At 63.2% G+C, this 22,232-nt stretch carries 28 protein-coding genes and 1 riboswitch; of the genes, 16 read left to right on the top strand and 12 right to left on the bottom strand.

All coding sequences use genetic code 11. From position 1 onward, the window contains the following. The first annotated feature begins 581 nt into the window (after positions 1-581). Complete coding sequence (locus LB572_RS05945) at positions 582-989, top strand: hypothetical protein (RefSeq protein ID WP_140807491.1); 408 nt, start codon at positions 582-584, stop codon at positions 987-989. A 283-nt stretch (positions 990-1,272) separates the two neighbouring features. Here LB572_RS05945 and LB572_RS05940 read toward each other — a convergent pair whose 3' ends face one another. Next, entirely contained in the window at positions 1,273-1,620 is a 348-nt protein-coding gene (locus LB572_RS05940; protein WP_224667057.1) for an exopolysaccharide production repressor protein, read from the bottom strand. A 281-nt stretch (positions 1,621-1,901) separates the two neighbouring features. Then, positions 1,902-2,792: a DUF1236 domain-containing protein gene (locus tag LB572_RS05935; protein WP_224667056.1), complete on the bottom strand. Its 891-nt coding sequence runs from the start codon at positions 2,790-2,792 to the stop codon at positions 1,902-1,904. Between the two features lie 252 nt (positions 2,793-3,044). Between LB572_RS05935 and LB572_RS05930 the strand changes: the two genes are divergently transcribed. Continuing rightward, positions 3,045-3,344, top strand: a complete 300-nt coding sequence (locus LB572_RS05930) for a DUF1236 domain-containing protein (RefSeq protein ID WP_224667055.1) — start codon at positions 3,045-3,047, stop codon at positions 3,342-3,344. A gap of 218 nt (positions 3,345-3,562) precedes the next feature. Next, positions 3,563-3,784: a hypothetical protein gene (locus tag LB572_RS05925; protein WP_140807488.1), complete on the top strand. Its 222-nt coding sequence runs from the start codon at positions 3,563-3,565 to the stop codon at positions 3,782-3,784. A 181-nt stretch (positions 3,785-3,965) separates the two neighbouring features. On the opposite strand, the gene LB572_RS05920 is transcribed toward LB572_RS05925, so the two are convergent. Next, positions 3,966-4,316, bottom strand: a complete 351-nt coding sequence (locus LB572_RS05920; RefSeq protein ID WP_140807487.1) for a DUF982 domain-containing protein — start codon at positions 4,314-4,316, stop codon at positions 3,966-3,968. Positions 4,317-4,528: 212 nt separating this feature from the next. Here LB572_RS05920 and LB572_RS05915 point away from each other — a divergent pair, with 212 nt between their 5' ends. The 3 genes from LB572_RS05915 to LB572_RS05905 all read left to right on the top strand — a co-directional run bounded on the left by LB572_RS05915 (position 4,529) and on the right by LB572_RS05905 (position 5,531). After that, positions 4,529-4,828, top strand: coding sequence for a DUF1236 domain-containing protein (locus tag LB572_RS05915; protein ID WP_140807486.1), 300 nt, complete (start codon positions 4,529-4,531; stop codon positions 4,826-4,828). A gap of 127 nt (positions 4,829-4,955) precedes the next feature. Beyond that, complete coding sequence (locus tag LB572_RS05910) at positions 4,956-5,165, top strand: hypothetical protein (protein WP_224667054.1); 210 nt, start codon at positions 4,956-4,958, stop codon at positions 5,163-5,165. Positions 5,166-5,282: 117 nt separating this feature from the next. Further along, the gene (locus LB572_RS05905) at positions 5,283-5,531 is read left to right on the top strand and encodes a DUF2934 domain-containing protein (RefSeq protein WP_140807484.1); all 249 of its coding nucleotides are present in this window, start codon (positions 5,283-5,285) and stop codon (positions 5,529-5,531) included. A gap of 120 nt (positions 5,532-5,651) precedes the next feature. Here the strand turns inward: LB572_RS05905 and LB572_RS05900 are convergent, their stop codons facing one another. After that, the gene (locus tag LB572_RS05900; protein WP_140807483.1) at positions 5,652-5,858 is read right to left on the bottom strand and encodes a hypothetical protein; all 207 of its coding nucleotides are present in this window, start codon (positions 5,856-5,858) and stop codon (positions 5,652-5,654) included. Positions 5,859-6,012: 154 nt separating this feature from the next. Next, entirely contained in the window at positions 6,013-6,357 is a 345-nt protein-coding gene (locus LB572_RS05895; RefSeq protein WP_224667053.1) for a hypothetical protein, read from the bottom strand. 218 nt (positions 6,358-6,575) lie between these two features. Next, positions 6,576-6,688, top strand: a riboswitch (TPP riboswitch). Here LB572_RS05895 and LB572_RS05890 point away from each other — a divergent pair. The 4 genes from LB572_RS05890 (at position 6,679) to LB572_RS05875 (ending at position 9,994) form a co-directional block, all read left to right on the top strand. Beyond that, positions 6,679-7,287, top strand: a complete 609-nt coding sequence (locus LB572_RS05890; RefSeq protein WP_224667052.1) for a Ykof family thiamine-binding protein — start codon at positions 6,679-6,681, stop codon at positions 7,285-7,287. (Overlaps the previous riboswitch by 10 nt.) Before the next feature lie 48 nt (positions 7,288-7,335). After that, complete coding sequence (locus LB572_RS05885; RefSeq protein ID WP_263497880.1) at positions 7,336-8,220, top strand: ABC transporter permease; 885 nt, start codon at positions 7,336-7,338, stop codon at positions 8,218-8,220. Beyond that, complete coding sequence (locus LB572_RS05880) at positions 8,217-8,990, top strand: ABC transporter ATP-binding protein (protein ID WP_140807480.1); 774 nt, start codon at positions 8,217-8,219, stop codon at positions 8,988-8,990. The genes LB572_RS05885 and LB572_RS05880 overlap by 4 nt, the downstream gene beginning before the upstream one ends. Then, positions 8,987-9,994, top strand: a complete 1,008-nt coding sequence (locus tag LB572_RS05875) for an ABC transporter substrate-binding protein (protein ID WP_224667050.1) — start codon at positions 8,987-8,989, stop codon at positions 9,992-9,994. The genes LB572_RS05880 and LB572_RS05875 overlap by 4 nt, the downstream gene beginning before the upstream one ends. 61 nt (positions 9,995-10,055) lie before the next feature. Here the strand turns inward: LB572_RS05875 and LB572_RS05870 are convergent, their stop codons facing one another. Then, positions 10,056-10,427 (bottom strand): hypothetical protein, encoded by a 372-nt coding sequence (locus tag LB572_RS05870; protein ID WP_224667049.1) that lies wholly within the window; start codon positions 10,425-10,427, stop codon positions 10,056-10,058. An 85-nt stretch (positions 10,428-10,512) separates the two neighbouring features. On the opposite strand from LB572_RS05870, the gene LB572_RS05865 reads away from it, so the two are divergent. Further along, positions 10,513-10,719, top strand: coding sequence for a hypothetical protein (locus tag LB572_RS05865; protein ID WP_224667048.1), 207 nt, complete (start codon positions 10,513-10,515; stop codon positions 10,717-10,719). Between the two features lie 128 nt (positions 10,720-10,847). Here the strand turns inward: LB572_RS05865 and LB572_RS05860 are convergent, their stop codons facing one another. Together LB572_RS05860 and LB572_RS05855 are read right to left on the bottom strand one after the other, a co-directional pair. After that, on the bottom strand, positions 10,848-15,839 hold the full coding sequence (locus LB572_RS05860; protein ID WP_224667047.1) for a tetratricopeptide repeat protein: 4,992 nt from the start codon (positions 15,837-15,839) through the stop codon (positions 10,848-10,850). Between the two features lie 206 nt (positions 15,840-16,045). Continuing rightward, a complete protein-coding gene (locus LB572_RS05855) occupies positions 16,046-16,678 on the bottom strand; it encodes a helix-turn-helix transcriptional regulator (protein ID WP_140807477.1) in 633 nt (210 codons plus the stop codon). 160 nt (positions 16,679-16,838) lie between these two features. Between LB572_RS05855 and LB572_RS05850 the strand changes: the two genes are divergently transcribed. From LB572_RS05850 to LB572_RS05830, 5 genes are all read left to right on the top strand, one after another. Next, positions 16,839-17,135: a hypothetical protein gene (locus LB572_RS05850; protein WP_224667046.1), complete on the top strand. Its 297-nt coding sequence runs from the start codon at positions 16,839-16,841 to the stop codon at positions 17,133-17,135. Between the two features lie 87 nt (positions 17,136-17,222). Next, complete coding sequence (locus LB572_RS05845; RefSeq protein ID WP_224667045.1) at positions 17,223-18,068, top strand: GcrA cell cycle regulator; 846 nt, start codon at positions 17,223-17,225, stop codon at positions 18,066-18,068. Positions 18,069-18,256: 188 nt separating this feature from the next. Further along, positions 18,257-18,850, top strand: coding sequence for a DUF6456 domain-containing protein (locus LB572_RS05840; protein WP_224667044.1), 594 nt, complete (start codon positions 18,257-18,259; stop codon positions 18,848-18,850). A 130-nt stretch (positions 18,851-18,980) separates the two neighbouring features. Further along, a complete protein-coding gene (locus tag LB572_RS05835; protein WP_224667043.1) occupies positions 18,981-19,220 on the top strand; it encodes a hypothetical protein in 240 nt (79 codons plus the stop codon). Further along, the gene (locus LB572_RS05830; protein ID WP_224667042.1) at positions 19,217-19,483 is read left to right on the top strand and encodes a hypothetical protein; all 267 of its coding nucleotides are present in this window, start codon (positions 19,217-19,219) and stop codon (positions 19,481-19,483) included. The genes LB572_RS05835 and LB572_RS05830 overlap by 4 nt, the downstream gene beginning before the upstream one ends. Here the strand turns inward: LB572_RS05830 and LB572_RS05825 are convergent. The 4 genes from LB572_RS05825 to LB572_RS05810 all read right to left on the bottom strand — a co-directional run bounded on the left by LB572_RS05825 (position 19,480) and on the right by LB572_RS05810 (position 22,148). Then, a complete protein-coding gene (locus tag LB572_RS05825; protein ID WP_224667041.1) occupies positions 19,480-20,766 on the bottom strand; it encodes a DUF763 domain-containing protein in 1,287 nt (428 codons plus the stop codon). The genes LB572_RS05830 and LB572_RS05825 overlap by 4 nt on opposite strands. Before the next feature lie 101 nt (positions 20,767-20,867). Further along, positions 20,868-21,173 carry a hypothetical protein gene (locus tag LB572_RS05820; RefSeq protein ID WP_140811425.1) on the bottom strand — a complete coding sequence of 102 codons (306 nt, stop codon included), beginning with the start codon at positions 21,171-21,173 and terminating at the stop codon, positions 20,868-20,870. A 134-nt stretch (positions 21,174-21,307) separates the two neighbouring features. Further along, the gene (locus LB572_RS05815; protein WP_224667040.1) at positions 21,308-21,640 is read right to left on the bottom strand and encodes a hypothetical protein; all 333 of its coding nucleotides are present in this window, start codon (positions 21,638-21,640) and stop codon (positions 21,308-21,310) included. Between the two features lie 190 nt (positions 21,641-21,830). Further along, entirely contained in the window at positions 21,831-22,148 is a 318-nt protein-coding gene (locus LB572_RS05810; RefSeq protein ID WP_224667039.1) for a hypothetical protein, read from the bottom strand. Positions 22,149-22,232: the final 84 nt, after the last annotated feature.

The following is a 22,232-nucleotide window of genomic DNA, read 5'->3' as shown; positions in this document are numbered from 1 at the left end:
GCCCGGGCCGGTCGCGGATCGTCATTGCGGGCGCGAATGCCCCTCATACGAAAATGTTAGATTGCGGCCAAAATTGCGGGAGCTTTCGAGCCAAATTCGGCCACCCTCCTTTCGACTATTCAGCGACGTGAAGGCGTGGGACGCCTCGTATTCAGGGGAATGGACGCAATGGAACCAGACTGGACGCTGAAGCGCATGCTTTCGCCCTCCGGCTAGAAAGGAAGGGGACGTTCGGTCGGCGCCTTTGTTCGCGGTGCCCGATCGGCAAGGGCTTGCGCTGCCGCGCGGGTTGGAAAACCTTACCGGATCGATCCGCTATTGTGGTGGAATAAACCCCGCACCCTGCTACGTTAGCCATGTTTGAAATTCAGGTGGCAACCTGGATGGGAGCCGACCTCAAGCCCGGCTCCCTTTTTGGCTCGCCTCGAAAGGGGCGAGCCATTTTTTTGAAAATCTGCCGGATGGGACCAATCTCGCCGCTTTCGCCCGATGGCCGCACCGACCTAGGTGTGTGATGGCTAATTCGACTTGCGCGATGTAGAGTGGAATCGGGTTTATAGAGGCATTGGGAGGACAACAAAATGCCACGGGTTTCGGAGCTTTTCTTCAAGACGGCCATCGTCTTTCTCATCCTGGGTATCGCCGCCGGGCTGCAGATGGCGATTTCGGGTGATCACGGCGCCTTCCCGGCGCATGCCCACATCAACCTTCTTGGCTGGGTCACCAGCGCGATCTTCGGCGGCTACTATGCGCTCAATCCGGCCAAGGCCGAGCGTCGCATCGCCATGATCCACTACGGCCTCTATACGGTCGGCATCGTGATCATGCTGCCGGCGCTGTACTGGATGCTGGCGGCAGGCCATCCGGAGGTCGAGCCTGTCGTGGCGATCGGCTCGCTGATCGTCGCCGCTGCGGTGCTGGTCTTTGGCTTCGTCGTCTTCTCGGCTTCGGAGACGGTGCGCTCGGCCTCATCGGTCACCGTGCGTTAGCTCGGCAAGTCGGCCGGCTTGCAGCCTCCTTTGGTCGCAGTTGCAGTCCAAGTTGGCTGCAAGCCGGTCGTTTGCGTTGAGCCCGCATTAACTTTGTTAAAAGACGACCCGTTGGCGACAATACAAAGTGATGGCGCCTCGGAGTCCTGATGCCGGGCGTAGCCCGGCTCCTGCATTCGAGCAGAGGAATGCAGCGTGCCGGGCTATTGCAGCATGGCCGCATTTCGAAAAGGAAGAAGATGATCCATCGGCGGCCCTGGCCGCGAAATGCCACTCAACGTGATTAGGGCAGCAGTTTCGGGAAAAGCCACAAGATGAGAGCGTGAATGATGCCGTCGCGCTCGAACGGGCCGGGCAATTTGGCCGGCGCCGAGCTTGCATCCGCTTTGCTTTCGTCGGTCACGTCGGTCTCGCCGTGCACGAGCCAGAGCACGGCCACGAAATAGCCGGCCTGCAGCGCCACGGCCGCCAGGAATGTCCAGCCGATCGCCATCCAGACAGATCCCGTGGACATGAAGGTCCAGCCGAGGATAACCAGAAGCGTTGCCACCATTCCCACAAGAAACTGCGGAAAATACATCTGCCCAACCGAGCGCCTCGACCACATTCGGTCATCGACGATCTCGCCCATATCTCTACCCATCTTGACCCATGCACCTTTTCCGGGTGGACCGCAAGCTTGAACGATTTGCCGGCAGGCTGATCGCTCTTTCGTCCGACGTTGATAGGGACGACGGGCGCAGGACCTCCGTTGTGACAACTGGGAATTGCGCCAGATCGTTCCCTGGGTCGCAGCATTCAACGCATGTCTAATGACTGCAGTGCTGCCCCTGCGCACCTGACGTGATGAGATATCAGTGCTGTAAAAAAGGCCCGCCATGTAGGCGGGCCCTTGTCCTCTTGCTGTCCGGATCAGGTCAGGATCAGCACGATCTTGTAGGTGTCGGGGTCGACGATGACGATGCGTCCGTCGGCCAGCACGAAATACTCGTAGGACTCGTAGGCAGGCACGATCTTGACGATGCGGGCCGGCAGGCGGTGCAGGCGTACCTTATGGCGCGGCACCTCGATGCCGACCGAGATGTCGAAGCTGACATCGCGAACCGGCTCGACATGGGTCTCATGAATGACCTGGGTAATCTGCGTCTTCTGTTCCACCGTCACGTTGTTGATTGACGCCGTCTTGTTCTGGTCGGTCTCGACGTTGGTGTTGCCCTGAGCATTCTGCTCGGTGGCGGTACCGGTCTTGCCCTGGGCGTTCTGCTGGGTCTGCATCTTGGTGTTGCCCTGAGCGTTCTGCTCGGTCGTTGTGCCAGTCTTACCTTGAGCCTGCTGATCGGTCTGGGTCTTCGTCTTGTCCTGGGCATTCTGCTGGGTGGTTGTACCGGTCTTGCCCTGGGCGTTCTGCTCGGTCTGCATCTTGGTGTTGCCCTGGGCGTTCTGCTCAGTGCTGGCGCCAGCCTTGCCCTGCGCTTGCTGCTTCTTCTTCAGCTGCGTATTGTCCTGAGCATTCTGGTCGGTTTTTATGCCTGCCTGACCCTGTGCCTGCTCATCGGTCTTCATCTTGGCCTTGCCCTGGGCCTGCTCTTCAGGGTTGGCGCCGGCCTTGCCCTGCGCGTTCATCTCGGTTTTCGATTTCACCTCGCCCTGGGCCTGACCGCCTGCCTTGCCGCCCTTCTGGCAATCTGCCGTGCCGGCCTGGCAATTGTCGCTGCCGCTCGGCTGCGCGGATTCGGTCTGGGCCATCGCGGCGCCGCAGCTGACGCCGAGTGCGATCATGCTTGTGATCAGCAGATGTTTCATTGGATTTTCTCCTCGGAAAGTCGGTCCCTTCGCATGGGTAACCCCGCCCGAAACGCATTGTTCCGAAATTGCAGCGCCGGGCGAAGATGATGGTTTGGCGGAGCGCGGAGGCAGTATTTTTGGAAGCGCGAGTTTAAATTTTGCAGGAACAAGGGTTGGCGAATGGCGTTACGGCAATGCCGACCCGCTGTGGAAAATCGCAGGCGCAGCATCAAGGTGATTTGATTCAAATCCACATAGGAGAGACGACCAATGAAAATACACCTCACCTCCGCCGCCGCCGGCTTCCTGCTTCTCGCGGGCATTGGCGCGGCTGCCGCGCAGGATGTTGTCATCGCGCCGGAGCAGGAAACTGTCATCAAGGAATATGTGCACAAACAGCCGCTGGCCTCAGTGAAGGTTCCGGGCGTCGAGTTGAATATCGGCAGCACGCTTCCCGATACGGTCGAGCTCCATGAAGTGCCGAACGTCAAATACCGTTACGTCGTCGTCGACAACCGGACGGTGATCGTCGACCCGGGCACGCGCAAGATCGTCAAGGTCCTCGACTGATTGACATCGCGCCAAATCTGACGGTCCGTCGCCGGTCCCGGCGTCGGGCCGTTAACCGATTATTATTTTGTTACCATGTGCTAAAGGGAACCTTCCCGCCGCGTTTGAGTTAGCGGCTCTGGGTCCGCGCTGTCTCATAGACAACACAAATCAATGGCAGCGTTGAGATTCGGGCGGTGGCGAACAGGTATGGGCGGGCGAGGAGGAGACTAACCGACATGTCGAAACGAGAAATCGGAACATCCCGTTCGCTCGGGATGCGGGTGGCCGATCTTAAGGCCAGAATGCAGGACGCCCGGATCACCGAGCATGAAATGAAGACCTTTCAGAAGGTCGCCGCCATCATGGGGGGCAGCGAAGGCTCCCTACGCATCGACGCGGACGATCTGATCGCCGCGTCCTTCGTCACCGAGGCGCTGGGCGAACAGACGCCGAGCTGACAGCGGCCACCAGCCAAAATCCCGGATCGATCCAGTCGACCGTCAGCCGGCCTGGCGACGGTCTGCGGGCAAAGCGGACGCCAAGCGACGCCAGTTCGCTTCCGGATCCGCCGGCCAAACCCTAAAACTTGTAGCAAGGCCGATACGTATGGCGTGAGTCTGAAACGCGCCGAGGCTGGGCCTATCCAGGCACATGTCGGTTCGGCGCCCGGCTTTCGCGCGCCCGGCTGCGCCTGATCTTTGCTTCGCGCAGCACCGCGACCGGATCGGCGCCGGTCCACTCGATCCCCGCCTTCTTGGCGAAGACCAGGAATGCCTGCCGCGCCGTGTCGAGATCGATCTCGCCGGCCCGCGCCGCCTCGCAGGCGCGCAACGCCCTGCCGTAGCTCTCGCTTCGCGAGGCGGATGGCCATTCCTTGAGAAAGTTCTGCATCGCGGTGAGTGAGGCGATCTCGCGCCTGAAGCCCGCACCGACGGCGATAGTCACCGGAGCCGGAAGTTCGATGTCGCTTTTGATGGACCCTTCTCGCATGACGACGGCGCCCTTTGAATTTCAAAGTCTTGGGAGTTTCAAAGCCTTCTAATGCAGAGCCGATGCGAAGGTTCCGCCAAATCAATTAGTCACCGCTGACGGAACAACACCCTGCCGGCGGCGTTTGCCCCGGGAGCTCCCATGTTCGACCTGCAACGTTTCCGCCCCCGCGGAGGCAAGGCGGAGCTCGCCAACGCAACAGGAGAAAAACGATGAAAACCACCCTCATTCCAGCTGTCGCCGGCCTGGCTCTGATGGCCGGCATCGGCGTCGCGGCCGCGGACGAGGTGATCGTCACCCCCGAGCAGCAGACCGTGGTGAAGGAATATGTCCACAAACATCCGGTCGCCTCGGTCAACGTGCTCGGCCTCGAACTCGGCATCGGTTCCACCGTGCCTGACACCGTTGAGCTGCAGCAGGTTCCGGACGTCCAGTACCGCTATGCGGTCGTCAACGACCATACGGTGCTGATCGATCCCGGCACGCGCCGTGTTGTTCAGGTGATCCAGTAAATCTGGCCCCTGGAGAGCCCGATCCCTCTGACCGAAGCATCGGGATCGGGCTCTTTTCGCATCCGGGCATGAGGCCTAGAATAGGCACCGGTTTGGGAGGCAGCGAAGCGCGGAAGGAGTCGTTGCCATGCATCATCCACACGTCGAATCACCCGACATCGCACGCCAGGTCGACAAGCTTCTGGCCGAGCGCGGCGATGGGCTGCTGTCGATCAGGCAGGCGGTCACGCTGCTGCGCGAGCGCACCGGCACCGACCGTTCCGACGCCGATCTGACCGGCCTAATTGCCAAGAAGGCCGCGTATCTCGGCATCGTTGTGCTCTCCGACGATCCCTGAACCATCACCTGGTTTTGCTCTAATATGCGTTTGCGCGCTGCGTCTATACCCAAGACGCCGCGCGAAAATTCGGCTAATGTTCGCGCCGGGGAACCGTCCCAACCTTAGGAGGCGACAGTGACGGACGACAGGCACGAACGCATTCGCCAGCGCGCGCACGAGATCTGGGAGCAGGCTGGCCGGCCGGAAGGCGCGCATATCGAGCATTGGGACCGGGCCACAGCCGAGGTGGATGCGGCAGGCAAGCCGAAATCCGCCAAGAAGGTGACCGCCGCCAAGGCCGACAAGCCAAAAGCCGCGAAGGCGGAAAAACCCGCCAAGGCCCCCGCCAAGGCAAAGGCGACCAAACCAAAAGCCAAGGCCTGATCTCCAGCGGCCGCGCCGGCAGGTGCATAGCCGCTGGCGCAATTCCAGGAAAGTGTATCGCGGTTAGGTTAGGCGGTTTCGCCGTAACCTTCCGTTAGGAATTGCGCGAAACAAAAGACGCTAGCGCGCCGTCCTCGTTGCGTATTGAGCCACCGCGCAAATGAGGGCCAGCGCGGCCGTATCGCAGGCGGCCCGCGACGGCGACGGGCCTTTGGCGAACAGCACCGCGTCCGCGACCGGAATCGTCAGGCCGTGCTTTCGGGCGAATGAGGTGACTTCGTATGGCTGGTCGTCAGGCAGTATGCCGATGTCGATTTGCTGGTCCATCAAACGAGTTCCTCCCTGTTGCGCGGCTTTACCCTCCTTCGCCTGAGACGAATTTAACCACCCGCCGATCGTCCGCGTCCACCAATTGCCAATTGTGTGAAACGATGCATTTTTCGACGGGCGGCCTAAGGTTGTAGCGGGCGACTGCCCGGCCTCACCACGCGTCGCTCGACCGGGCAAACCTCATCCCCGCCGCGATCATCGCGCTTTCGCATTCGCTGATCAGCCTGAGATTGCGCAGATACCGCGCCACCGTCTCGGGCAGCCAGGCGGCGCAGGCCTCGACATAGGCACGGCCATGCACCAGCGTGCCGGTCGAAAGCCGCTCGTCCTTCTCGGCGATCACCTTCAGATATTGCCGGATGAAGCGGATGTCGTCGGCGATGTCCTGGCTGGCCATGCGCCAGGCCGAGGCGAGGCGCTCGCGCTCGGCGAGCGGCAGTGGCGAAAGCAAAGGGTGGGAGAGGTCGGCGAAAGCGGCATGGTTCGCGGTGTTCAAGCAAATTCCCTCAAAGGAAGGGAAGTATCGTACTTTATGTACGAAAAGCAATCAAGTAGAATTCGTACAATTTGAACGACAAGGCGGTTAAGGGCGGTTATAAGAAATCCGCGAAAATCTTATAATCCAGCCATCTCCCCCTAGGGGGAGATGAGACTCCTGGCCAATTGGCGTCGCAAAAAACCGCTTTCCCATTCACTCGAACAGTGCTTTAACGCGCCCATCCACAGGGGTGCTCCGTACGGTCGGGGCTGAGATGGCGGCGGCAAGCCTCCGGACCCTAAAGCTGATCTGGATAATACCAGCGGAGCGAGGCGGGCGATGTTTTCCGGCGCACAGATTTCCCTTTATCCCATGGCCGACGATTTCGTCGGCGTGATCCTCGGCGCGCTCGGCGCGCTCGACCCTTACCGCGACAGGCTGAGGATCGAGACCGACGACATTTCGACGCTGCTGGTGGGGCCGCCCGAAGTGCTGTTCCCAGCCATGCGCGACCTGTTCGTGGCGGCCGCCAAAAGCGGCAAGCACTGCGTGCTGTCGGCCGCCGTCTCGCGCGGCTGCCCCGGCGAGCCGGACGATCCGATCTGCCGTTCCGACGAGACCGGCGGCCCAGTGATCCCGCTCGACGAGCGCAAGCGCGCCGCGCTCGGCGCCGTTGCGGCGACGACGACTACGGATCAGCCGGTGGCCGCGCAATTCTCGCTCTATGTGATGGGCACCGGCGACCACATGGACGAGATCTATGGCTGCATCGACTTCCTGAAAAAATCCGGTGTTTTCGAGCGCTCAAAGAACTTCTGCACCAAGCTGCGCGGCGACGCCGGCGCGGTGTTCGCCACACTCAACGAAGCCTTCTGCCGCTTCGGTCCGGGGGCGGGGCATGTGACGCTCGACATAACCATTTCGGCGAACAGCCCGACCGCGGTTTGAGCCGGCGGCTTGAGCCCGGCGTCGGTCGAGGAGGGGGTTGTGAGCGTTATGGTGGATTCTGCACCGCGAGATGAATCGCTGGCGGTTGGCGAAAGCCGTGATGACGGCCAATCTCCCCCACAAGGGTGGAGATCAGCCGTCACCTCGACCTTCGCCAAGTTCTTCCCCGCCGCCCTCGCTTTCGCTCTCCTCCTTATCGCCTGGGAACTCTACGCCCGCCTCGGCGGCATCGCGCCCACGATCCTCCCCGCACCCTCGCGCGTGCTGGCGCAGGCTTGGGAGAACCGCTCAGCGCTCGCCGACAACACGCTTCCCACCATCCGCGCCACGCTGGCGGGCTTTTCCTGCTCGCTCGTTGCCGCCTTCATCCTCTCGGCGCTGGTCGACTTCTTGGCCCCCCTGCGCCGCGCGCTGTTCCCGCTGCTGATTGCCAGCCAGACCATGCCCCTGGTGGCGATCGCGCCGCTGGTGGTGCTTTGGTTCGGCTTCGGGCTGCTGCCGAAGATCCTGCTGGTGGCTTTGGTCACCTTCTTTCCGATGATGGTGGCATTGGTCGAAGGCTATGCCGCCACGAGCACCGAAATCAGCCAGATGCTCGCCGCCATGGGAGCAGGGCGCTGGCGTATTTTTTGGCTCGCCCGGTTGCCGTCGGCGCTGCCCTATTTCTTCGCCGGACTGCGCATCTCCATCACCTATGCCGTGGTTGGCGCAATCTTCGCCGAATATGCGGGTGCGGCGAAAGGGCTGGGCATCTACATGCTCAGCGCTAAGAACAATTTCCGGCCTGACCTTGTGCTTGCCGCCGTGGCCGTCAGCTCGGCGCTCACGCTGGCGCTGTTCGGCCTTGCCGTGCTTGTCCAGCGTCTCGCCATGCCCTGGGAGAGGGCAGGGCGCGACCGGAAACCGGGCCCCTCCGGAGAGGGCCGGCCGTGACCCGCCTCGAACTCCGCGACGTCCGCAAGAGCTTCGGCGCGCTAGAAGTGCTCGCGGGCGTTTCGCTGCATGTCGCGGCGGGCGAGTTCGTCTCCATCCTCGGGCCGTCCGGTGCGGGCAAGTCGACATTGTTCCAACTGCTCACCGGCGCGATCCGGGGCGAGGGCGGGATGCGCTTCGACGGCGCGCCGCTCGATGGCGCCCGCTTCGCCTTCATGCCGCAGCGCGACGCGCTGATGCCGTGGCGGCGCGTCATCGACAACGCGACGCTGGGGCTGGAAGTGCAGGGCATGAAGCGCCGCGCCGCGCGCGAGCGTGTAGCGCCCTTGTTCGCCGAGTTTGGCCTCGCCGGCTTCGAGCGCGCCTGGCCGGCCGAGCTGTCCGGCGGCATGCGCCAGCGCGCCGCCCTTTTGCGCACCGTGGTGCAGGAGCGCGACATGCTGCTCCTCGACGAGCCGTTCGGGGCACTCGATGCGCTGACCCGCGCGGCCATGCAACGTTGGCTCGAAGGCATGTGGCGAAGCCATCGCTGGACGGCGCTGCTCATCACCCACGACGTGCGTGAAGCGGTGCTTCTGTCCGACCGCATCTACGTGCTGTCGGCGCGACCCGCGCGCGTGGTCCGCGAAGTGGCGGTGCCGCTGCCGCGTCCGCGCACCGAAAGCGCGGCGCTCGCCCGCGAGGCCGCCGCGATCGAGGCCGGCATCCTCGACACGCTGCTTGGCCAGTCCGAACCTATTTCCCGATCATCCGATGGAGAATTGAAATGACCGACCTGACCCGCCGCCAGGCGCTGTTTCTGACCGCCAGCCTACCCTTTGCGGGGGCTGTCACACGTGCCCGCGCCGCGCAGAAGGTCACGGTTGCGCTCGACTGGACCGTCAACACCAACCACATCGGCCTGTTCGTCGCCCGCGACAAGGGTTTCTACCGGGACGCGGGGCTCGATGTTGAAATCCTGCCCTATGGCGACACCGGCTCGGGCACGCTGGTCGCCAATCGCGTCGCCGATTTCGGCATTTCGGGTTCGCTCGGCCTATTCACGCAAAAGAGCGCCGGCGCCGATCTGAAGGCCGTCTACGCCGTCGTCCAGTCGGAGACCGGCCGTGTCGTCTTCAACGCCGACCGCGCCGCGATCAAAAGCCCGAAAAATCTCGACGGCCTGACCTATGGCGGCTTCGGCAGCACCTGGGAAAACACGCTCATCTCGACCATCATCCGCCATGACGGCGGCAAGGGCGATTTTTCGACGGTAACGCTGGGCACTTCCGCCTACGATGCACTGGCCAATGGCGCGGTCGACTTCACGCTTGAAGTCTCGACCTGGGAAGGCGTCGAGGCGGAGCTTAAGGGTCTCAAGCAGCGCAGCTTCCGCTACGCCGATTACGGCGTGCCGGACGAGCACACCACGCTGATCGTCTCCAGCAACGCCTACCTCGTCGCCAACCCGAAGGCCGCCGCGGCCTTCGTCCAGGCGACGCGGCGCGGCTACGAATTCGCCGTGGATCATGCGCAGGAGGCAGGCGAGCTGCTGATCGCCGCCAACAAGGACACGCTCACCAACCCGGCGCTGATCGATGCATCGCTGAAGGCGCTGAACGACGGCCATTTCCTGAAGAGCGCAAACGGCGCCATCGGTACGATGGACAAGGCCAAGATGGAAGCGATGGGCGGGTATTTGTTTGCCTCGGGGATATTGCTTGACGGCAACGGCAAGGCGCTGAAGGAGAAGCCGGATTTGGGCGCGTATTTCACGAATGAGTTTCTGGGGTAGCGGCCACGCGCCGAAGGAACGCGGCTTGCGCCGGCCTTTGCGGGGAAATCCGGTGCGGAGCCTAATTCTCGACGATGGCCTGAAGCAGAGCGGTCTTGATGTGCCATCCGGGTTCGCCATGCAGTAACAGGGCGGCCTCGTAGAATTTCGCCATGGCCGGGCACAGGCCCGGGAAGTCCTGGTTGGCGCTCGAGATAGCCTCCATCTCGGCCGGCGTGCCGCCGATCTTTGTGAAAACGTCGGCGACCAGCGACCAGTCTTGGTCGCTAGGCACGGCCGCCGGCAAGCCGCTTCTTTTGGCGGCGCCGAAGGCGCGGAACAGGGTGGCGCCGATCCTGTCCAGGTCGGCCAGGAAATCGTCGCCGGGCGCGCTGATCGCGTCTGGCCCGTTGCGCAGGTAATTGTTGCAGGTGGCCGGCGTTTCGCGCGCCATGACATGATTTGAGCATGTCGAGTTGCGCCGAAAGCGCTTCCGAAGCATTGCTGTCGGGGGCCGTGGGCAGCAGCGGTGCATATCTGTGCCTGAGATCGGCGACCGCCTGCCTGCTGACATTGCGCACTTCAGTTTGGTTTCCAGTCTGGGCCGCGGCAGTGATCTTGCGCAGCATCGCATCGTAGTCGTCCGGAAATTCCCTGGCGATAGCCTCGAAGATCCGGAGATCCTGCTTCCGGATTTCGGCATCGATGTCGGCGGTGGTCAGCGCCCGGGGCGGCATCGCCACTGACTGATAGTGGTGATGTCCACCGCCGAACATCGTTGGCATCACGTCAGCCCCAATGATGCTTACGGGGATGACCGCCACCACTTGCAACCATTTCCAGGGTGACATCCGCCTGCGCTCCAACACCCTTCTCACTCTGCCCCGAGGCTGAGCGCCTTCTTGCGGTCGGCCTTGGCGCGTTTCAAATCGCCCTTGGCTGCCCAAGCCTGGCTTCGGGCGGTGTAAGCATCTGCATATCTGGGGTAAAGCTTGATGGCTTGGTTGAAGTTGGCGATTGCCCCGTCCTGGTCACCCGCCCGCGCCCGCAGAAGGCCTCTGCCGTAGTAGCCGCCGGGGCTGTTCCGGTCGATTTGGATAGCCGTCTCAAAGTCGGCCTGGGCCCGCTTCAAGTCCCCTTTGACAACCCACAAAATTCCGCGATCGACATGCACTTTGGCAACATTCGGATCGAGTTCGATGGCCTTGCTATAGTCTGCGATCGCGCCATCGTAATCCCCGACGATCATTCGGCTGATGCCTCGACCATGAAAGTTCGTGGCGTAGGTGGAATCGAACTCGATCGCCTTGCCGAAATCGTCGATCGCACGTTTATGGTCGTTCTTGGCCGTCCAGGCGAAAGCGCGAGCGGAATAATAGCTGCTGTTTTTTGGCTCGATGGCGATCGCGCTGCCATAGTCGGTTATGGCCCGATCGTAATTGTCCTTCTGCCCCCACGCGAGACCGCGATATGCAAAAGCCTCGGCATTGTTGGGATCGAGCGCTATCGCATGGTCGAATTTCGCGATTGCAAGATCGTATCGACCCTTGTTGTACAGAGCTATGCCGCTCTTGGTGGCGCCGTCCACCGCCACCGCGTCCGCAGTCGTTGGCTTGTATGAAGCCTTTGCCGCGGCCGCCTCGTCTCGCTCCTTGCGGGCATTGGCGTAGTTTGGATCGAGGCGCAAGGTTTCATCGAGATCGGCGATGGCGCGGTCGTATTGCTTCTTCCTGTTCCAGCAGAATCCGCGATTGAACCATGCTTCGGCATTCGTTGGCTTCAGTCCGATCGCCTTTGTCGAATCGGCGATGATGCCTTCGCAATCGTGCTTTACGGCTCGGGCTCGGCTGCGCAGCACATAGGCGTCGACATTGTTCGGCTGCAACGAAATGATGGTGGTCAGATCCGCGATGGCGCGGTCGATCTTGCCCCTCTGTCGCCAGATGAGAGAACGATAGAAATAGCTGTCGGTCGACTTGGGATCGAGCTCGATTGCCTTGTTGTGGTCGGCCAACGCTCGGTCGGAATCGCCTTTCAGCGTATAGGTGAAACCGCGCAAGGTATGAGCGTGGGCATTTGATGGGTCGGCGGCGATCGCAATGCCGTACTGCTCGAGCGCGCGATCGAGTTGGTTTTGACTGCGCCAGATATCGCCCGCTTCGATAGCGTCTTCCGCCGCCTTGTCCCGAAGCCGGCCGGTTGGTTGCGAGGCTGCGGCTTTGTCCCTCGCCACCACCGCCAGATCGCGGCCTTTGAGGGCAAGCGTCATCTTCGGATCGAGCTTCAGCGCCTGGTCGAAATCGGCGATCGCCCGGTCGTAGTCACCCTTGGCGGCGAAGCCGCCGCCGCGCCCGAAATAGGCCTGCGCGTCATTGGCGTCGAGCTCGATCGCCCGGCTCAAATCGGCGATGGCGCGATCCGGTTGGTTCTTTTTGGTCCACGCGACGGAGCGACCGATGTAAGCGTCCGAATAGTCGGGGTAGAGCCCGATGACCTTGTTGTAGTCCTTGATCGCCGCGTCGTACTTGCCTTTGTCGACAAGCGCGATGGCCCGTCCGACATAGGGTGAGGCGTCTTGCGGATCGATCGCCATCGCCTTGTTGAATTCGGCGATCGCACGATCATATTTGCCCTTGTGGTAGAACGCATAGCCGCGATCGACGAAAGCCGCGAGTTCCTTCGAGGATGGCACGATCGAATTACCGCCCATGCCGCCTTTCTGCTGCGCTGCCGTCGCCGCCTTGCGCGCGGCGGCGTAGTTTGGATTGTGCGGGTCTAGTTTGGCCGCCTGGTCGAAGTCGGCAATGGCATCGGCGTAGTCTTTGGCGTCGACCCGCGCCATGCCGCGTCCATAATAGCTGGCGGCGTCTTTCGGATCGATCTCGATCGCCGATGAAAAGGCCTCGATCGCTCGCTTCGCGTCTCCGGTGCCGTACCAGGCCGCTCCAGTACAGAAGAAGGCGCGGCTTGCTTTCGGGTCTAGCCTGATGGCTTTGATGCAATCGTCAAGCGCGCCGTCCGCGTCGCCCGCCGCGGCCTTGGCCAGACCACGGCGCGTGAGCGGCGCGGCGACGTCGGGAATAATGGCGATGGCCTTGTCGTAATCGGCGATGGCGCGGGCAAAATCCTTCTTGCCATCAAAGGCCTTGCCTCGGCCGAAATAGGCGAGCGGGTTCTCGGGATCGATCGCGATGGCCTCTTCATAGGCTTCGATCGCTTCGTCATAGTTTTCTTCGTGCAAGAGGCTGTCGCCCTTGGCCACCGCGACCAGGACACGGGGATCGCTGGTGTCGATAAGTTTCGCCAACTTCGGATCGGCAGGCGAAAGATCGTCACTCGCACCTGGCTCGGCCACAGACGGGGTGCCGACCGACGCGGCGGCGGTGGTGTCGGGTTCGTTTGCCGCGATGTCGGAACCATACGCGCTGGCAATGCCCGCGGCAGGCTCCCCGCTGGCCGCCACCGCTGCCTTGCGGGCTACGGCGTAATCGGCATTGCCGGGATCGAGCTTGAGCGCCTCGTCGAAATCGGCGATGGCGCCGGAATAGTCCTTGCGGTCGGCGCGAGCCATACCGCGCGCGTAATAGCTGGCGCCGGCCTCGGGATCGATGCCGAGCGCCACCGAATAGGCTGCGATCGCGCGCCCGGCATCGCCCTTGGCGTGCCAGGCCATGCCCTTGCAATAGTGGGCGTCGCGCGCCTTCGGATCGAGCTTGGCAGCCCGGTCGCAGTCGGCAAGCGCGCCGTCGATGTCGCCGGACGTCACCTTCGCGAGGCCGCGACGAGAATACGCCGCGGCAAAATTGGGGGCGAGCTGGATGACCCTGTCGAAATCGGCGATCGCCTGGCCGTAATCGCGTGTGGCTGCCCTGGCCCTGCCGCGGCCGAAATAGCCGAAGCGATTGTCGGGTTCGAGCGCGATCACCACGTCATAGGAGCCGATCGCCTTGTCGTATTTGCCCATGTCCAGCCAGGCATCGCCACCCAGGATCGCTTGAAGCGCGCGCTGATCTTTTGTCTCCAAGGTCTTTGCGGCCAGCGTATCGTCCGTGGCCGTCAAATTCGGACGGACGATTTGTGGCTTTGGAGCAGCGGCCGCCGCCTTCGGCTGCTCAGGATCCTGCGCCGTTCCAGGTTTGCCGTCATCGCCGGCAGCCTGCTCGTCGCAGCTTCCCGACCGCGCGGAATCCAGCTCCACGGCGCGCCGGCAATCTGCCGCCGCGCCGGCCTTGTCGCCCCTGATCGTCTTGGCGCGGCTGCGGCCCAGATAGGCGTCGGCATTTTTGGGATCGAGGCTGATCGCCTTGTCGAAGTCGAGCAGGGCGCCGTCCACGCCGTATTTCGCCAGACGCATCTGGGCGCGCTCGAGCAGCATCCTCGCGGCGGCCTGATCCTCTGTTTCGGCAGCTTGAACGGTTTGCTGGCCGGCCATGAGCGCGGCGCACGCATTGGCGCGTTGCGGGTCGAGTTCGACAGCGCGCCGGCAGTCGCTGGCGGCAAGGGTGTCATCCCCGTTTGAGGCCGCTGCCGCCGCTCTGTCGTAAACCGCGTCGGCGTTGTCAGGATCCTCTGCGATAGCCATGCTGAAGGAGTTGATCGCCCCTGCAACGTCGCCCTGCTTCTGCAGTTCCAGCCCTCGTCTAATGTCCCCGGCAGCAAGTTTTGAACGAACTTGGTTGCCGGTTGCCCGCAACGTCGCGGTTGAAGGCCAGAACTCGGCAGTGGTGTTCGCGGCCGCCGCTTCGCCGACATCCGGCCCCGCATCACAACCGCCAGTGTTCTTCGAATCAAGCTCGATGGCTTTGCGGCAGTCGACCGCCGCCCCGGCGCTGTCCCCTTTGCGTGAGCGCATCAGCGACCGGCCGAGCCACGCCCTGGCATCGGTCGCATCGAGTTCGACGGCTTTGTCGAAATCGGCAAGGGCGCGATCATTGTTGTCCTTGTTCGCCCAGGCGACCGCCCGGGCGTAGTAGCCATCGACGTTCCCGGCATCGAGCTCGATCGCCTTGTTCGCATCGGCAATCGCGCGCGCCCAGTCGTTCTTGCCGATCCAGGCGGCGCTGCGGTTGGCATAGGCGTCGGCGCTCTTGGGATCCACGGCCATCGCGGCGTCGTAATCGGCAATGGCGCGATCGAACTCGTCCTTGGCGGCGTAGGCGATGCCGCGATTGACGAGCGCAATGAAATCAGTCGGATCGATGCGGATCGCCTTGTCATACTCCGCAATCGCCTTTTCCCGCTCGCCGGTCTTGTTCCAGGCGGTGCCGAGTCCCGTATGGGCGTTGCCGTTTTGCGGATCGGCCTCGATCGCTTGCTGGAAATCAAGCATGGCCGCCTCGATCTTGCCCTTACGAAGAAAGGCCGAGCCACGGCTGGAATAGGCGTCGCTGGCGGACGGCTCGAGGCTGATCACGGTGTTGAAGTCCGCGATCGCGCGGTCGTACTCACCCTTGTTGGACCAGTCGGTCCCGCGGTTGAACAAAGCCGAAGTCCCGTTGGGATCGAGTGCGATCGCCTTGTCGTAGTCGGCGATCGCGCCATTCCAGTCCTGCTTGTCGTCCCGGGTGGCGCCCCGATAGAAATAGGCTTTGATGCGCAGGCGCAACGCCTGCGCATCGTCTTCTGCAATCGCCGTGCAGGCAGCGATACGCTGTTCGACCGCAACCTTGTCGACTTTCGCTCCCTTTTCTTGGCCGCTGTCCGGGCTCTGGTCGTCGCTTTCGCTGCCGAAGCACAGGGCATAGTCCTTCGCAACCGCGGACGCGGTCAGGGCGCCAAGCACAACCATCCCTGCCAGCGCCAAGAGCGGCCCGCGCGGAAGCCAAGCAACAAACGCGCGCGGCAGCGCGCCGATACGGCGTGACACGATTGATCCTCCCCCCGGAGTTACCGCGACTGTTCTCGCGGATGCTTATATAGTTCTGTTTTTGTTCCTTAATGCAAGCAGAAATTGCGGTGGCTGCATTTATGCGCTTGGAGTGGGCCAAAGGGGCTTGGCAAGACCTTGCGAGAGGGGGCATGAAGCAACGCAGCCCTTCAGCTTGGCGGCATCGCCCCAGCGCCCCCAGCGGCTCACATATCGATCATCGACCGCTTCACCCGCCCGATGATGGTGATAGCGCCCTCCAGCTCCGGTGGCGGGATGTCCATATAGGACGCCGGCTGGAACGGCGGATTGTCGTTCGGGCGGTAGCGCTTGTAGGTGGCGCGTCCCGTCTCGTCCGAGATCACGTAGCAGCCATTGGTCACCAGCCGCTTGTCGCGCAGATTGACGAAGATGATCGAATCCGGCGGCGAGATCTTGTTCATCGACGAACCGTCGACGCGCAGCGCGATCCATTCGCCTTCCTCGAGGTCGGCGGTGGGGATGGTCGGATAGTCGGAAAGGTTGACCACGCTGTCCTGGCTGCCGAGCTCGCCGGCGCTGATCCAGGACACGATCGGCACGTCGACAGTGACGGGCGAAGGCATGAGACTGACGGGCGCCGCCTCCGCGCCATCCGCGTTGAACAGGAGCCAGCCAGGATCGACGCCGAACAGCCGGCCGTATTTCTCGGCGGCTTTCCGGGACAGTGGCCGGTTGCCGTTCTCGTGGCTGATCAGCGTGTTCTTGTTGATGTCGCGCAGGGCCCGCGCCGCATCGCTGGGCGAAGCATAGCCGGCCTGGGCGCGTGCCTGCTGCAATCTGTGCCGTGAATCCATCATCGTACAAAATGCCTGAAAATTATCGTCCAAAGTGTACGATTTCGCTTGCACGACATTCGTACATAACGTACGCTTAGCGCATGAATGAGCATCCCGCAAGCATTTCCGCACTGCCCGTGATTCCGCCGCCGCCCACGAGCATCTCAGGGCTGGTAGGCAGATGAACGCGCGTCCCTCGATCCATGAATTCCAATCGTCCGGACTGTCCTCCTCCCCGGTCCGGACGCATTCCGGGGTTTTCGCCCCGGATCCGGTCGAACCGCCCGCACCCCGGTTCACCGGAACGGCCGGAGCCGTTCCTCCCCCGGCTCCGGCCGCCCTTTGTGGCGGCGCATCCTGCATCCGCACCGAGGATGGCACCGTCATCCTGTTCGACCGGACGACGGGTCTGGCGGTGTCGAGCCTGACCCGCGCCGCAGCCGAGGCCGCCTTTCTTCGGCTGACCGGCGCCGCCTGACTTCAACCGATCGCTGACCTGACCGCGGCCTCGCGGCCGAACCCTGGCGCTTGTCCGCGCCTTTCGACAAGCAAATGGAATGAGAAGATGGCCGCGTACACGCAAAAGGAAATCGACGAGATCGCCACCTGGCTGCAGGAGGGGCTTTCCGCCTCGCGCATCGCTGGCCGCTTCAGCGCGCTGCGCGGCAGTCCGGTCTCGCGCAACGCCATCATCGGCATCGTCCACCGCAATGCCGGCTTGAGCGCCATCGGCTTCGCCAACCCCAAGGGCGGCCGCGCCGGCGGCAGGCCAAGGAAGCACGCCGCACGGCCGGATCGCCCCAGCCGGCGCGCCCGGGTGGCCGCTGGCGGCGTGACGCTTTCGGAACCGGCCGCGCTTGCCAGATATGCCGAGCTGGTGGAACGCGCCGGCACCGAAGCTGCCAATCTCCCCCCAAGTGGGGAAGATGCCCGGTCCACCCTCCGTAGCTGCAGCGCAGCAGCTGCGGAGGACGGGCAGGGCAGAGGCGGGCGCTGCCCCGCCGGCGTGTCCGTCCATGGCACCCCGGTGAATCCGGTGGCCATCGCTGCCCGCACCTCCAAGCCCAAGAAACCCAAACCCCGCAAACCCGCGCGCATGCTTCCGCCCGCCTGGCTCGCACCCGGCGAGCGCGAGAAATCCGAAGCGCAGCGCTACAAGCTGCCCGCGCCGCCGTCGCCGGTAAACCCTGGCCGCCAGCCGCATGTCGCCGCCATGCGTTTCCTCGATTGCCTGTTCGGCCGCTGCCGCGCGCCGCTCGACCTGGCGCTGCGCGAAACGCCGGAGGACGATCCCGCCGGCGCGCGCCCCGGCACGGACATGCTGTGCTGCGGTTTGCACACCACGGGCACGCGCTCCTACTGCGCGCATCACCATGCAAGGTTCCACGGCCATAGTGGCAGGGAGGTATGAAGGCGTCCCGGCAAGATCGAGGTTCCTCGCCCCACGAAGTGGGGAGAGGTGGCTCGGCGAAGCCTAGACGGAGAGGGGAGCGCCCTCCGAAGGCCCCGCTCCGTCCGCTTCGCGGACACCTCTCCCCCACCTTTGGCGGGGTCGAGGAACCCAAGTTCTGACACGTCCCCCAACCCCAAGGATCGCCCATGCCCCGCAAAGCCGCCAAGAAACCGCAGCCGCCAAAACTCCCCAAGGGCGAGGCCGAGCAGGTGCGCATCCGCCGCGAGGTCGGCCACGATTTCGCGCTGAAGCAGGACGCCTTCGGCCGCCAGCGTCTCACCCCGGGCACGGCCGAAGCGCGCCGCGTCTACGAGATGTCGAATGGCGGCTACACCTCCACCGGCGGCGTCGTGCGCCTGCGCAATGTCGATCCACTCAAGGGCATCACCTCGCTCACCCGCCAGCAGCGCGAGGCAGGAGGGCGCTTTCGCGACGACTTCGAGCGCAGCCAGCGCGAAGGCCTGCAGCCGCAGTCCTGGAACGAGCGCGTCGACAGCGGCCGCTTCGGCGGCGTTCCCGACCGGGTGCTCTCAGCCGGCCGGGCCTATGCTCATGCGGTGGCCGCGCTGGCGCATTGGGAGGTGGCGGAGGTGGTGCGCAAGATCTGCCTTGAAGGCCAGTCGGTGAAGGCCATCGCCGAACGCAGCGGCGAGGGAAGGGATGTGGTGGTCAAGCTGCTGAAGCTCGGGCTGGATTTACTGGCGGTGCATTACGGGATGATGGGGAGGAAGACGGGGTGAATATCTGGAAGGTGCTGGTTGATGGAAGACTAACCATAAGCCGAGACCGTTGAGGTCGAATTGACCTGGCATATGTATTCTGTATTCGCCAGTTAAGCTGGAATTCTCGACGACGTGCTTAGAGCTGCGCATGCGATACGCCGATGGAAACATTGCCAGGCTTGGCGACAAAATCCTCGTCTGGGAGGGAAATGAAGGCGTCGTGGTCTGCTCGATGGATACGGATGAATATTCCGAGGACTATTCTCGGGAGACCTTCGGTTATCTGAAACAGGGCATCATGGTCCTGTCCGAAAAGGCGGGGCTCATCCATTATGTGCAGCCGGAGGCCGACATGCGTCTGCTGTCGAGACGGGCATCAAGGGCGTGACGAAACAGTCCCTGGCCTGCCTCACAATTGCCTCGGTATCGTTGATCGGGGCGTTGCTTGTCTTCGGGCAAGCGGTTACGCTGGCCTGGCTTTCGCAGTTCCCGGCGTGGCAGCCGGAACTCGCGTCGCTGCAATTCCGCTTCTGGATCTACATATCGGTGGGAGTTGTCGCGCTCTTGGTTGGCGGCGGAACTGCCGTGCGCTGGGTCCGGCAGCAAAACGCCCTGGCGCGAGCCGATGGATCAAATTCCGCGCCGCGCTAAGCGTCTTTCTCTTGCTGCGGCTTTGACGCACCTACGCCGGGCTTCCCCTCCCACCCAAACACGCTCCGCCCGCCCAGCAGATGCGACTGGTCCATCTCGCCCGCCACGATCTCCTTTAGGCTCGGCCCTGTCACGTACCGCTCCATCCGGCGTGACTCGCCGTCCAGCCGCCGCAGCGCCTCCAACTCCTCGCCGCGTCCGAGCTTTGCCTTGCCTACCGCCGATTTCAGCACTGAGATCGTCTCGTCATAGACTTTCAGCGGCACGGGGAAGGGGTGGCGATCCTTGCCGCCATGGGCGAGCGAGAAGCGCGCCGGGTCGGAGAAGCGAAAGGGCGCACCGTGCACCACTTCCGCGACCATGGCCAGCGCCCGCACCGTGCGCGGGCCGACGCCGGGGACCAGCAGCAAATCAGGGAAATCCTTCGGGCCGCTTTCGATGGCCGAGGCGATGTTGCCGTGCAGGCGGCGCATGACGATGTCGCTCTCGCGCACGTCGTGATGCGCGGGCATGACGAGGTTGGGCAACAGCGGCTGCGCGGCGGGCCCCATTTCTGGCTTAGCTCGTTCCGGCCGCGGCTCCAGCACGGCAAGCTCGGTGAGGATCTTTTCCGGGCTCATGGTCTTGAGCAGCTCGATCTGGCCGCCGCGGGCTTTTTCGGCGCGCCGGTCGGTGAGGTTGACGATCTGCCCTTGCGCCTCGCCCTCGATCGCCGCGTGCGGCTGGTCGACGAAGCTTTTGAGCCCTTCCGACAGCCAGTGGTAACGGCGCGCCTGGCGGGCGTCGCCATTCATGCCCTGCTGGACAACCACCCAGCGTCCGTCATCGGCGACGATGAAGCCGTGCAGGTAAAGGTCGTAGCCGTCCTGCACGGCGGCGCTGTCCACCTTGGCGACGAGGCGGCTGGCGGTGGCCAAGGCCTTGCCGTCAAGCCCGACGCGATCGCCGATCGCCAGCAACTCGCCCGGCGTCTTGCGCGAATGCGCGCCGCGCCCGCCGCAGACATGGATGCCGAGCTCGTTGCTGAGCGGGTTGAGGCCGCGCTTCAGCGCGCCGATGACCGAGGTGGTGATGCCGGAGGAATGCCAGTCCATGCCCATCACGGCGCCGAAGGACTGGAACCAGAAGGGATGCGCCAGGCGCCGCAAAAGCTCGTCGCGGCCGTAATGGTGGATGATAGCCTCGCACAGCACTGTGCCGAGCTTCGTCATGCGATCGCCCAGCCATTTCGGGACCCGCCCGCCATGCAGCGGCAGGTCGGCGCTGCCGCTTCGCTGCGTCACCCTTTGTTCTCCCTGGAACCGGCGACTTAGATGGCATTTCGGCTAGAATTTTCAAGCAGCTGATCTCCCCCCGAAAGGGGAAGATCGCTTGGCGGCCGCTGCTACCTGCGCCCGTAGTGACTGTGATGGTGCCGATGGTGGTAGTGGTGCCTGAAGTGGTAGCGCGGGTGATAGTAGTAATGCCGGTAGTACCGGTGGTGCGGGTAGCGCACGATATAGCCGGGATAATAGTCGTCGTAATAATCGTCGTAGTACGGGCCGCCGCCATAATAGGGACCGCCGTAATACGGCAGATAGCCGCCGAAGGGTGCGAAGCCGAAGCCGAAGAACGCGTGGGCGTCCGCCGGCGCGACCGTGGCCACCGCCGACGCGACGGCGATTGCCGAGGCAAGTAGAAGCTTTTTCATGGCAACCTCCTCCTGAAGGTTCGCATTGACAACGCTTTACGAGCCGAAAAGCTGCCAAGGAGCTGTGCGGTCTGCCCGGAAATCACCGGGATTTGAAGTCGCGCCCGCTCGGAGGCCGCGGGGGGGGGGTAGGGCTAGCCGCAGACGCGCACCTGCCGCATGAACCGATGGTCGTGGCTGCGGGTTCTCACCGTTTCGATCCGGCAATGGCGGCGGGCGTGCGCGGCATTCGGCGGGGCGACATAGAGGCTGTCATGGTCGTCGTGCTCCCCGGGGGCGTAGTTGAGATAGGGGCCACCCCAATAGGAGCCGTAGACCGGTGCGGAGCCGTAGCTGTCGTAAAAATCGCCGAAAGGGCCGTAGTCGAAATAACTGCCGCCGAGGAACACATTGCCCGCATCCGCCGGCGTGACGATGGCCGCTGCCGAAGCCAGGGTGAGCAGCGAGGCGAACACAAATTTGCGCATGACAAACCTTCTCCTGAGGTCGCCATCATAACGCTCGGCACGCCGGAAAGTCCTGCCGCATCGCGCAATCAGCAAGATTTGAAGGCTTTGTGAGCGCCGGGAGCCGCCCGGATGCGTGATGAACGATCGCGCGGGACGCCAGAGGCTGTTCCGCGCGATCCCATTTTGACCGGCTTGGCAACTGGCTCGCTTAATAACGGCCGTATCCGTTGCCGCAGACGCGCACTTCCTCCACCACGCGGTGGTGGTGGCGCCAGTGGCTCACCAGCTGGGTGCGGCAATGATGGCGGTGGTGATAGCGCACCACATAGCCGCCATTGTCGTAATCGTCATTGTAGACGTGCCGGTAATAGCGGTGCGGGTAGTACCCGCCATAATCGTCGCCGTAATACCCGTCATCATAGCCCTGACCGACGCCGATACCGAGCTGAACGCCGCCAGCGCTGGCCGGCGCGATCGCGAACGCCGAGGCGATGGCGATCATCGAAGCAAGCAGAAGCTTTTTCATCGCTGCCTCCTTGAGTTTGCAGGACGCCCCTTCGGCAAGACAACGGTTTCGGGCGGTTCATGTTCCCGAAAACCCGCGAACCAC

Origin of the sequence: Mesorhizobium sp. BH1-1-5, from assembly GCF_020165615.1 — a bacterium.
Lineage (GTDB): Bacteria > Pseudomonadota > Alphaproteobacteria > Rhizobiales > Rhizobiaceae > Mesorhizobium.
Note: the sequence above shows the minus strand (reverse complement) of the source record. Positions and strands in the feature narration are given on the sequence as shown.

Bases quoted from the DNA above. Each gene is read 5' to 3' on its own strand.
- LB572_RS05835 (WP_224667043.1), top strand. From the start codon at position 18,981: ATGCGATACGCCGATGGAAACATTGCCAGGCTTGGCGACAAAATCCTC.
- LB572_RS05885 (WP_263497880.1), top strand. From the start codon at position 7,336: ATGGTGGATTCTGCACCGCGAGATGAATCGCTGGCGGTTGGCGAAAGC.
- LB572_RS05900 (WP_140807483.1), bottom strand. From the start codon at position 5,858: ATGGACCAGCAAATCGACATCGGCATACTGCCTGACGACCAGCCATAC.
- LB572_RS05810 (WP_224667039.1), bottom strand. From the start codon at position 22,148: ATGAAAAAGCTTCTGCTTGCTTCGATGATCGCCATCGCCTCGGCGTTC.
- LB572_RS05925 (WP_140807488.1), top strand. From the start codon at position 3,563: ATGTCGAAACGAGAAATCGGAACATCCCGTTCGCTCGGGATGCGGGTG.
- LB572_RS05930 (WP_224667055.1), top strand. From the start codon at position 3,045: ATGAAAATACACCTCACCTCCGCCGCCGCCGGCTTCCTGCTTCTCGCG.
- LB572_RS05945 (WP_140807491.1), top strand. From the start codon at position 582: ATGCCACGGGTTTCGGAGCTTTTCTTCAAGACGGCCATCGTCTTTCTC.
- LB572_RS05890 (WP_224667052.1), top strand. From the start codon at position 6,679: ATGTTTTCCGGCGCACAGATTTCCCTTTATCCCATGGCCGACGATTTC.
- LB572_RS05855 (WP_140807477.1), bottom strand. From the start codon at position 16,678: ATGATGGATTCACGGCACAGATTGCAGCAGGCACGCGCCCAGGCCGGC.
- LB572_RS05850 (WP_224667046.1), top strand. From the start codon at position 16,839: ATGAACGCGCGTCCCTCGATCCATGAATTCCAATCGTCCGGACTGTCC.
- LB572_RS05915 (WP_140807486.1), top strand. From the start codon at position 4,529: ATGAAAACCACCCTCATTCCAGCTGTCGCCGGCCTGGCTCTGATGGCC.
- LB572_RS05935 (WP_224667056.1), bottom strand. From the start codon at position 2,792: ATGAAACATCTGCTGATCACAAGCATGATCGCACTCGGCGTCAGCTGC.
- LB572_RS05815 (WP_224667040.1), bottom strand. From the start codon at position 21,640: ATGCGCAAATTTGTGTTCGCCTCGCTGCTCACCCTGGCTTCGGCAGCG.
- LB572_RS05940 (WP_224667057.1), bottom strand. From the start codon at position 1,620: ATGGGCGAGATCGTCGATGACCGAATGTGGTCGAGGCGCTCGGTTGGG.
- LB572_RS05910 (WP_224667054.1), top strand. From the start codon at position 4,956: ATGCATCATCCACACGTCGAATCACCCGACATCGCACGCCAGGTCGAC.
- LB572_RS05875 (WP_224667050.1), top strand. From the start codon at position 8,987: ATGACCGACCTGACCCGCCGCCAGGCGCTGTTTCTGACCGCCAGCCTA.
- LB572_RS05820 (WP_140811425.1), bottom strand. From the start codon at position 21,173: ATGAAAAAGCTTCTACTTGCCTCGGCAATCGCCGTCGCGTCGGCGGTG.
- LB572_RS05920 (WP_140807487.1), bottom strand. From the start codon at position 4,316: ATGCGAGAAGGGTCCATCAAAAGCGACATCGAACTTCCGGCTCCGGTG.
- LB572_RS05840 (WP_224667044.1), top strand. From the start codon at position 18,257: ATGCCCCGCAAAGCCGCCAAGAAACCGCAGCCGCCAAAACTCCCCAAG.
- LB572_RS05870 (WP_224667049.1), bottom strand. From the start codon at position 10,427: ATGGCGCGCGAAACGCCGGCCACCTGCAACAATTACCTGCGCAACGGG.
- LB572_RS05845 (WP_224667045.1), top strand. From the start codon at position 17,223: ATGGCCGCGTACACGCAAAAGGAAATCGACGAGATCGCCACCTGGCTG.